General features: G+C 71.6%; 9 protein-coding genes. 5 read left to right on the forward strand and 4 right to left on the reverse strand.

All coding sequences use genetic code 11. From position 1 onward, the window contains the following. From iolB to iolC, 3 genes are all read right to left on the reverse strand, one after another. On the reverse strand, positions 1-872 hold an 872-nt coding region (iolB, locus tag B7L92_RS30810), incomplete at its 3' end, for a 5-deoxy-glucuronate isomerase (protein WP_081240623.1). 82 nt (positions 873-954) lie between these two features. Further along, the gene (locus B7L92_RS30815; protein WP_081240624.1) at positions 955-1,830 is read right to left on the reverse strand and encodes a Cgl0159 family (beta/alpha)8-fold protein; all 876 of its coding nucleotides are present in this window, start codon (positions 1,828-1,830) and stop codon (positions 955-957) included. 13 nt (positions 1,831-1,843) lie between these two features. Beyond that, the gene (gene iolC, locus B7L92_RS30820) at positions 1,844-2,836 is read right to left on the reverse strand and encodes a 5-dehydro-2-deoxygluconokinase (RefSeq protein ID WP_081240625.1); all 993 of its coding nucleotides are present in this window, start codon (positions 2,834-2,836) and stop codon (positions 1,844-1,846) included. A 317-nt stretch (positions 2,837-3,153) separates the two neighbouring features. Here iolC and B7L92_RS30825 point away from each other — a divergent pair, with 317 nt between their 5' ends. From B7L92_RS30825 to B7L92_RS30845, 5 genes are read left to right on the forward strand one after another with little or no spacing between them, the layout of a single operon-like run. After that, the gene (locus B7L92_RS30825) at positions 3,154-4,173 is read left to right on the forward strand and encodes a sugar ABC transporter substrate-binding protein (protein WP_081240626.1); all 1,020 of its coding nucleotides are present in this window, start codon (positions 3,154-3,156) and stop codon (positions 4,171-4,173) included. After that, a complete protein-coding gene (locus B7L92_RS30830) occupies positions 4,173-5,249 on the forward strand; it encodes an ABC transporter permease (protein ID WP_081240627.1) in 1,077 nt (358 codons plus the stop codon). Before B7L92_RS30825 ends, B7L92_RS30830 begins: the two co-directional genes overlap by 1 nt. A gap of 5 nt (positions 5,250-5,254) precedes the next feature. Then, positions 5,255-6,166, forward strand: coding sequence for an ATP-binding cassette domain-containing protein (locus B7L92_RS30835; protein ID WP_081240628.1), 912 nt, complete (start codon positions 5,255-5,257; stop codon positions 6,164-6,166). Between the two features lies 1 nt (position 6,167). After that, positions 6,168-7,070 carry a sugar phosphate isomerase/epimerase family protein gene (locus tag B7L92_RS30840; protein ID WP_081240629.1) on the forward strand — a complete coding sequence of 301 codons (903 nt, stop codon included), beginning with the start codon at positions 6,168-6,170 and terminating at the stop codon, positions 7,068-7,070. Between the two features lie 24 nt (positions 7,071-7,094). Then, a complete protein-coding gene (locus tag B7L92_RS30845; protein ID WP_081240630.1) occupies positions 7,095-8,114 on the forward strand; it encodes a Gfo/Idh/MocA family protein in 1,020 nt (339 codons plus the stop codon). Positions 8,115-8,455: 341 nt separating this feature from the next. Here B7L92_RS30845 and B7L92_RS30850 read toward each other — a convergent pair. Then, positions 8,456-8,906, reverse strand: a 451-nt coding sequence (locus B7L92_RS30850; protein WP_255311214.1) for a Gfo/Idh/MocA family oxidoreductase, incomplete at its 5' end; no start/stop codon positions are given.

Here is an 8,906-nt window from a genome sequence, read left to right on the forward strand (position 1 = left end):
GTGTAGAGGGGGAGGCGGGGGTCGACGGCGTGGTCCGGCCAGGTGTCGCGGATCCAGGCGTGGTCGGGGTGGTCGCAGATCAGCCAGGCGCGCTCGGCCTCGGGGCCCGCCATGACGTTGAGGTAGTACATGTGGTGGCCCGGCACGGCCATGGAGGGCCCGTGCCAGCCGTCCGGGATGAGGACGACGTCGCCGTCGCGGACCTCGGCCAGCACGTCCGTGTCGCGGCCCGGGCCGGAGGGGGAGACCCGCTGGTAGCCGAGGCCGGGGACGCCGTCGTGGCCGGCGAACTCGAAGTAGTAGATCTCCTCCAGGACGGACTCCTCGCCCGGCCGGTGCTCGTCGTGCTTGTGCGGCGGGAAGGACGACCAGTTGCCGCCCGGGGTGAGGACCTCGACCGCGATCAGCTTGTCGCACTCGAAGACCCCGGCCGCACCGAAGTTGTTGACCTGGCGCGAGCAGGCGCCGGTGCCGCGCAGCTCCACGGGGACGTCGGCGGCCGGTCCGTAACGGGCGGGCAGCCGGCGGGTGCAGCGGGCCCCGGTGAGCGCGAACCGCCCGCCGCCGGCCGAGGTCACCGTCGCACGGGCGTCGCGCGGGACGTAGGCGAAGTCGCTGACGCCGTCGAACACGCTGCTGCGGCCGGTGAGTTCGAAGGCGTCGTGGCCGAAGTCGTCGTCGGCGGTGACCGTGCAGCCGCCGTTCAGCGGGAGCACGATCCACTCGCTGTCACCGGTGTCGAAGGTGTGCGTGCCGCCCGGCGGCAGCTCCAGCACGCGCAGCGAGGAGTACCCCCAGCCGGCCGTCTCGGGGGTGACGTCGACGAGGTAGGGGCCGGCGAGGGCCTTGCCGGCGGGAAGGTGATACGTCATGCCATGCCTCCGTCTGGGAACAGGCGTGTCGGAACAGCGTGCCGCAACGGGCGTCCCCGGGCGACGCCCCGGGACCGGCGTCTCACAGCAGGCCGACGGCGGTGTCCACCGCCGCCTCCACACTGCCCTCGGCCGGGTAGAGCAGCGACCGGCCGACGACCATGCCCTGCACGGAGGGCAGCCGCAGCGCCTTGCCCCACCGCTCGTAGGCGGCCTCCTGGTCGCCGACCTCGCCGCCGAGCAGCACGACGGGCAGCGTGGAGGTCTGCAGCACCTCCGCCATGTCGTCGGCGTCGTCGGTGACCGGCAGCTTCAGCCAGGTGTAGGCGGAGGTGCCGCCCAGGCCGGACGCGATGGCGATGGAGCGGGTGACGGCCTCGGCGGACAGGTCGTTGCGGACCCGGCCGTCGATCCGGCGGGAGATGAACGGCTCCACGAACACCGGGAGCCGGCGCGCGGCCATGGCGTCGACGGCGCGGGCGGTGGACTCGAGGGTGGCCAGGGAGCCCGGGTCGTCGTAGTCGATGCGCACCAGGAGCTTGCCGGCGTCGAAGCCCAGGCGCTCGATGTCCTCGGGGCGGTGGCCGGTGAAGCGGTCGTCCATCTCGAAGGCCGCGCCGGCCAGGCCGCCGCGGTTCATCGAGCCCATGACGACCTTGTTCTCCAGCACCCCGAGCAGCAGCAGGTCCTCCAGGACGTCGGCGGTGGCGAGCACCCCGTCGACGCCGGGCCGGGACAGCGCGGTGCAGAGACGTTCCAGCAGATCGGCGCGGTTGGCCATGGCCAGCCGCCGGTCGCCGATGCCGAGCGCGCCCCGGGCCGGGTGGTCGGCGGCCACGATCAGCAGCCGTCCGCTGTCGCCGATCAGCGGCCGGCGCGCCCGGCGGGCGGCGGCCTCGGCGACGGCCTCGGGACGGCGGGCTCGGACCGCGGTGAGGTCGGGGATGCTGAGGTTCAAGGAAGGGCTCCGTTCAGGGCTGGCTCGGCCGGCTCGCACCGCTCGGCGACGCGGCCCGCGCGAGGAGGTCCGCGACCTCCGACTCGGTCGGCATGGCGGACGAACAGGCGAGGCGCGAGGCGACGAGGGCCCCGGCCGCGTTGGCGTGGCGCATGGTCCGCTCCAGGTCCCAGCCGGAGAGCAGGCCGTGGCAGAGCGATCCGCCGAAGGCGTCGCCCGCGCCGAGGCCGTTGACCACCTCGACCGGCACCGGCTCCACCTCGGCCCGGCCGCCGTCGCGGTGCACGGCGAGCACGCCCTTGGGGCCCTGCTTGACCACGGCCAGCTCCACGCCCGCCGCCAGCAGCGCCTCGGCGCACGCCTCGGGCTCGCGCACCCCGGTGGCCACCTCGCACTCGTCGAGGTTGCCGACCGCGACCGTGGCGTGCCGCAGGGCCTCGCGGTAGTACGGGCGGGCCTGGTCCGGGTCGCGCCAGAACATCGGGCGCCAGTCGAGGTCGAAGACGGTGGTGTCGGCCTTCGCGCGGGCCTCGAGCGCGGCGAGCGTGGCCGAGCGGCTCGGCTCCTCGCTCAGACCGGTGCCGGTGATCCAGAAGATGCCGGCCGCGCGGACGGCGGCCAGGTCCAGTTCGTCGGAGCGGATCTCCAGGTCGGGGGCCTTGGGCCGGCGGTAGAAGTACAGCGGGAAGTCGTCCGGCGGGAAGATCTCGCAGAACGTGACCGGGGTGGGGTACGCCGCGACCGGCGTGACCCAGCGGTCGTCGACGCCGAAGTCCCTCAGCGCGTCGTGCAGATAGGCACCGAAGGGGTCGTCCCCCGTACGGGTGATCACCGCCGTGGAGCGGCCCAGGCGGGCGGCGGCGACCGCGACGTTCGCGGCGGAACCGCCCAGGAACTTCCCGAACGTCTCCACCCGGGACAGCGGCACACCGGTCTGCAGGGGGTAAAGATCGACCCCGATGCGGCCCATGGTGATCAGGTCGAAATACTGTGGTGAGTCGGCCATTGAGCGACGCTCCTCGAGCTGCTGGGGGACGCGGGTCCCGGAACGCCCCGCCGCGGTGGGGCGAGGGTCCCGGGACCTGCCGCCTCTCAGGTGTAGGTCTCGGAGGGCGGCGGTGTCAATAGTTTGTACTTACATTCGGACTAGCTCGTGAAATGATGTCTTAACAAAGTATTGACAGCAGACGCAACAGGGGATTGGATCCCGTCCCAGCACGACAGCCGTGTTCCACGGCACACCACCCGGACTCCCGAGGCTCCGGGCACCGGATCCTCGGGCTCCCGCCCTTTCCCCGCGTAGCACAGTGAGGTGCAGGAACGATGGACCGCTCTTCTCACACCCGCTCCCGCAGAATCGCGCCGTTCGTCGCGGTCGCGGCGGCAGCCGCCCTGACCCTCGCCGGCTGCTCCAGCGATTCCGGGGGCAAGAAGTCCGAGGAGGACGGAGCCGGCGCCTCCGCGGGCAAGGCCTCCACGCCCCGCATGAAGGTCGCCCTCGTCACCCACCAGGCGCCCGGCGACACCTTCTGGGACATCGTCCGCAAGGGTGCCGAGGCCGCGGCCGCCAAGGACAACGTCGACCTCGTCTACTCCGCCGACCCGAACGCGGGCAACCAGGCCAACCTGGTGCAGAACGCGATCGACCAGAAGGTGGACGGCATCGCGGTCACCCTCGCCAAGCCGGACGCGCTCAAGGACGTCATAGCCAAGGCGGAGGCGGCCGGCATACCCGTCGTCGGCCTCAACTCCGGGCTGAGCGACTGGAAGGACCTCGGCCTGCTGCAGTTCTTCGGCCAGGACGAGTCGGTGGCGGGCGAGGCGTTCGGCAAGAAGCTGAACGAGGTCGGCGCCAAGAACGCCGTCTGCGTCATCCACGAGCAGGGCAACGTCGGCCTCACCCAGCGCTGCGACGGGGTGAAGAAGACCTTCGAGGGCAAGACCCAGGTCGTCAACGTCAACGGCACCGACATGCCGTCGGTGAAGTCGACCATCACCGCCAAGCTCAAGCAGGACTCCGCCATCGACTACGTCCTCACCCTCGGCGCGCCCTTCGCGCCGACCGCGGTGCAGTCGGTGGGCGACGCGGGCAGCAAGGCCAAGGTCGCCACCTTCGACCTCAACAAGGAGCTGACCAAGGCGATCCAGGGCGGCGACATCGAGTTCGCCGTGGACCAGCAGCCCTACCTCCAGGGCTACCTCGCGATCGACGGTCTGTGGCTCTACAAGAACAACGGCAACTACAGCGGCGGCGGTGAGCAGCCGGTGCTGACCGGTCCGGCGTTCGTCGACAAGTCCAACGTCGACGCGGTCTCCGAGTTCGCCGCGAAGGGCACTCGGTGATGAGCATGACCCACCAGGCTGAGCCGGCGGTGAGCACACCGCCGGCCTCCGGCCCGCAGCAGACCGACGGCCGTACCGTGCGGCGCCCGCTGGCGCTGCGCCTGCTCGCCCGGCCCGAGGTCGGCGTGTTCCTCGGTGCCGTGGCCGTCGCGGTGTTCTTCCTGTTCACCGCCCCGCCGGTGCGCGACGGCAGCTCGATGGCGAACATCCTGTACCAGTCGTCGACCATCGGGATCATGGCACTGCCCGTGGCCCTGCTGATGATCGGCGGCGAGTTCGACCTCTCGGCCGGTGTCGCCGTCGTGGCCTCGGCGCTGACCGCGAGCATGCTCAGCTACCAGCTCACCCTGAACGTCTGGACGGGTGTGATCGTCGCCCTGGCGGTGTCCCTCGCCGTCGGCGCGTTCAACGGCTGGATGCTGGTGAAGACCGGGCTGCCGAGCTTCCTGGTCACGCTCGGCACCTTCCTGATCCTGCAGGGCGTGAACCTCGCCGTCACCAAACTCGTCACCGGCAACGTCGCCACCGACGACATCAGCGACATGGCCGGCTTCGACCAGGCCAAGGCGATCTTCGCCTCCTCCTTCGAGGTCGCCGGCGTCCAGGTGAAGATCACGGTCGTGTGGTGGCTGGTCTTCGCCGCCCTGGCCACCTGGGTCCTGCTGCGCACCAAGTACGGCAACTGGATCTTCGCGGTCGGCGGCAACAAGGAGAGCGCCCGCGCGGTCGGCGTCCCCGTCACCTTCACCAAGATCTCGCTGTTCATGCTGGTCGGCTTCGGCGCCTGGTTCGTCGGCATGCACAACCTGTTCTCCTTCAACACCGTGCAGTCCGGCGAGGGCGTGGGCCAGGAGCTCATCTACATCGCCGCGGCGGTCATCGGCGGCTGTCTGCTGACCGGCGGCTACGGCTCCGCGATCGGCCCGGTCTTCGGCGCCTTCATGTTCGGCATGGTGCAGCAGGGCATCGTCTACGCCGGCTGGAACCCCGACTGGTTCAAGGCCTTCCTCGGCGTGATGCTGCTCGGCGCCGTCCTCATCAATCTGTGGGTCCAGCGCACGGCGACCCGGAGGTGACCGCAATGACCGACAAGACGACCGGTACCCACGGTGCCGTCCTGAAGGACACCCCGCCCGAGGGGGACCGCCCCCTGGTCGAACTCCGGGCAGCCGGCAAGTCCTACGGCAACATCCGCGCCCTGCACGGCGTCGACCTCACCGTCCACCCCGGCAAGGTGACCTGCGTCCTCGGCGACAACGGCGCCGGCAAGTCCACCCTCATCAAGATCATCTCCGGTCTGCACCAGCACACCGAGGGCGAGTTCCTCGTCGACGGCGAACCGGTGCGCTTCGCCACCCCGCGCGAGGCCCTCGGCAAGGGCATCGCCACCGTCTACCAGGACCTCGCGGTCGTCCCGCTGATGCCGGTGTGGCGGAACTTCTTCCTCGGCTCCGAGATGACCAAGGGTCCCTGGCCCGTCCGCCGCCTCGACATCGAGCGCATGAAGAAGACCGCGGACGAGGAACTGCGCAACATGGGCATCGTCCTGGACGACCTGGAGCAGCCCATCGGCACGCTCTCCGGCGGCCAGCGCCAGTGCGTCGCGATCGCCCGCGCCGTCTACTTCGGCGCCCGCGTCCTCATCCTGGACGAGCCGACCGCCGCCCTCGGCGTCAAGCAGTCCGGTGTGGTGCTGAAGTACATCGCCATGGCCCGCGACCGCGGCCTCGGCGTCATCTTCATCACCCACAACCCGCACCACGCCTACATGGTCGGCGACCACTTCAGCGTGCTGCGCCTGGGCACCGTGGAACTGAGCGCGGCCCGCAGCGAGGTCGGCCTCGAGGAGCTCACCAACCACATGGCCGGCGGCGCCGAACTGGCCGCCCTCAAGCACGAGCTGGCACAGGTCCGCGGCGTCGACACGGAGGGACTGCCCGAGGAGGGCGACCTCCAGGCCCCGGTCGCGGCAACCCCGGAAGGAAAGTCCTGACATGGCAGTCGCACTCGACCGCATCCGGGTCGGCTCCGCCCCCGACTCCTGGGGCGTCTGGTTCCCCGACGACCCGCAGCAGGTGCCCTGGCAGCGCTTCCTCGACGAGGTCGCCGAGGCCGGCTACTCCTGGATCGAACTCGGCCCCTACGGCTACCTCCCGACCGACCCGGCCCGCCTCACCGAGGAGGTGGACAAGCGGAACCTCAAGGTCTCCGCCGGCACCATCTTCTGCGGACTGCACCGCGGCCCGTCGGAGTGGGACGCCACCTGGGAGCAGGTCGGCCGCGTCGCCGCGCTCACGCAGGCCATGGGCGCGAAGCACCTCGTCGTCATCCCCTCCTTCTGGCGCGACGACAGGACCGCCGAGATCCTGGAGGCCCCGGAGCTCACCACCGAGCAGTGGGGCCACCTCACCCGGGGCATGGAGCGCCTCGGCCGCGAGGTGCGGGACGCCTACGGGCTGGACATCGTCGTCCACCCGCACGCCGACACCCACATCGACACCGAGGAGCACGTCGAGCGCTTCCTCGACTCGACCGACTCCGACCTGGTCAACCTCTGCCTGGACACCGGCCACTACGCCTACTGCGGCGGCGACAGCGTCAAGCTGATCGAGACCTACGGCGAGCGCATCGGCTACCTGCACCTCAAGCAGGTCGACCCGGACATCCTCGCCGACGTCGTCGCGAACGGGATCCCGTTCGGGCCGGCCGTGCAGCGCGGGGTGATGTGCGAACCGCCCGCCGGCGTCCCCGAGCTCGGCCCGGTCCTCACGGCCGCGCAGAAGCTGGGCGTGGACCTCTTCGCCATCGTCGAGCAGGACATGTACCCCTGCGAGCCGGACAAGCCGCTGCCGATCGCGGTCCGCACCCGCAAGTTCCTCCGCTCCTGCGGCGCCTGACGACCCGAAGAGGAGGCGAGAGAGATGAACCGGCGCGAGCCCCTGGGCATCGCCGTCATCGGCACGGGCCGCATGGGCGCGGACCACGTGCGACGCATCGACCGGGTGATCAACGGCGCGCGGGTCACCGCCGTCGTGGACGTCGACGCCGAACGGGCCAAGGCCGTGGCCGCGGGCGTCGACGGCTGCACCGCCCACACCGACCCGGCCGCCGCGATGGCGGCGGCCGACGTCGACGCCGTGCTCGTCGCCTCCCCGGGCCCGGCCCACGAGGCCGCCCTGCTCACCGCGTTCGAGCACGACCTGCCCGTCCTGTGCGAGAAGCCGCTCACCCCCGACGCGGCCTCCGCGCTGCGCGTCATGGAAGCCGAACAGGCCCTCGGCCACCGCCGGGTCCAGGTCGGTTTCATGCGCCGCTACGACGCCGAGTACGTGAAGCTGAAGGCGCTGCTGTCCACCGGCCAGCTGGGCCGTCCGCTGATGCTGCACAACCGCCACCGCAACGTGGCCAGCCCGCCCTTCTTCACCAGCTCCATGCTGATCAGCGACTCCGTCGCCCACGAGGTCGACGCCACCCGCTGGCTCCTCGGCCACGAGATCACCGCCGTCACGGTGCTGCGCCCCACCCCCTCCTCCGGCGCCCCCGAGGGACTGCGCGACCCGCAGTTCGTCGTCCTCGAGACCGACGGCGGCGCCCTCTCCGACGTCGAGATCTTCGTCAACTGCGGCTTCGGCTACCAGGTGCAGGCCGAGGCGGTCTGCGAACGCGGCACCGCCCGCATCGGCGACGGCCACGCCCTGGTCACCCACATGGCCGGCCGCTGGGGCGGCACCGTCGCCCAGGACTGGACCGAACGCTTCGCCCAGGCCTACGACGACGAGGTGCAGGCCTGGGTCGACGCCACCCGGCGCGGCGAGGTGACCGGCCCCAGCACCTGGGACGGCTACGCCGCGGCGGCCGTCTGCGAGGCGGGCGTCCGCGCGCTGGAGGACGGCGTCCGGACGGCGGTCGACCTGGTGGAGAAGCCGGCGCTGTACCGCTGACGAGCGTCGTCCGGCGGGATCCGGGACCCCGGATCCCGCCGACCTCACCGTCGGGGACCACCGCGCCGGAAAGGCGCGCGACAGGACACGGCGGACGCCGGGATCCGGTCCTCGGGGAGGGCATCCGGTGCTCGCGGAACCGGCGGCCTCCACGGCTGCTCCTGCTCCTGTTCACACCCCGGCAGCGCATACGTGCCCCGGTGGCCGTGCCGCCGAGGCTCGACGACGAGGACCGCCCGAGGGGAACCCGGCCACGAAGCCGGGGCCTCGTCGACGGCCGACGGCCGGGTCCGCGCCCCTCCCACGGGCCCGGACCCGGCCTTCTTCGTCCGTCCCGTCCGTCAGGCCTCCCTCACCTCGGCGATCGTCACCGGCCGGTGCTCGCGCAGCGACAGGGTGCACGCCTCGGCGATCCAGCCCGCCTCCAGGGCGTCCTCGACCGTGCAGGGCGAGGGGCGGGAGCCGGCCACGACCTCGGTGAACGCGGTCAGTTCGGCGCGGTAGGCGGCCGCGAAGCGGTCCATGAAGAAGTCGTGCGGGGTGCCCGCGGGGAAGGTCGTGCCCGGCTCCACCGACCGCAGCGGCAGCTTGTCCTCCAGGCCGACCGCGATGGAGTCCGCGAAGCCGTGGAGCTCCATGCGGACGTCGTAGCCCCGCGCGTTGTGGCGGCTGTTGGAGACCACCGCGAGGGTGCCGTCGTCCAGGGTGAGGATCGCGCCGGTGGTGTCGGCGTCGCCCGCCTCCGCGATGAAGGACGCGCCCCGGTTGCCGCCGGCCGCGTACACCTCGGTC

The organism is Streptomyces viridosporus, from assembly GCF_002078235.1.
GTDB classification, from domain to species: domain Bacteria; phylum Actinomycetota; class Actinomycetes; order Streptomycetales; family Streptomycetaceae; genus Streptomyces; species Streptomyces viridosporus.

Excerpts from the sequence above, each read along its gene's own strand:
- B7L92_RS30830 (WP_081240627.1), top strand. The coding sequence starts at position 4,173 with ATGAGCATGACCCACCAGGCTGAGCCGGCGGTGAGCACACCGCCGGCC.
- B7L92_RS30840 (WP_081240629.1), top strand. The coding sequence starts at position 6,168 with ATGGCAGTCGCACTCGACCGCATCCGGGTCGGCTCCGCCCCCGACTCC.
- iolC (WP_081240625.1), bottom strand. The coding sequence starts at position 2,836 with ATGGCCGACTCACCACAGTATTTCGACCTGATCACCATGGGCCGCATC.
- B7L92_RS30835 (WP_081240628.1), top strand. The coding sequence starts at position 5,255 with ATGACCGACAAGACGACCGGTACCCACGGTGCCGTCCTGAAGGACACC.
- B7L92_RS30845 (WP_081240630.1), top strand. The coding sequence starts at position 7,095 with ATGAACCGGCGCGAGCCCCTGGGCATCGCCGTCATCGGCACGGGCCGC.
- B7L92_RS30825 (WP_081240626.1), top strand. The coding sequence starts at position 3,154 with ATGGACCGCTCTTCTCACACCCGCTCCCGCAGAATCGCGCCGTTCGTC.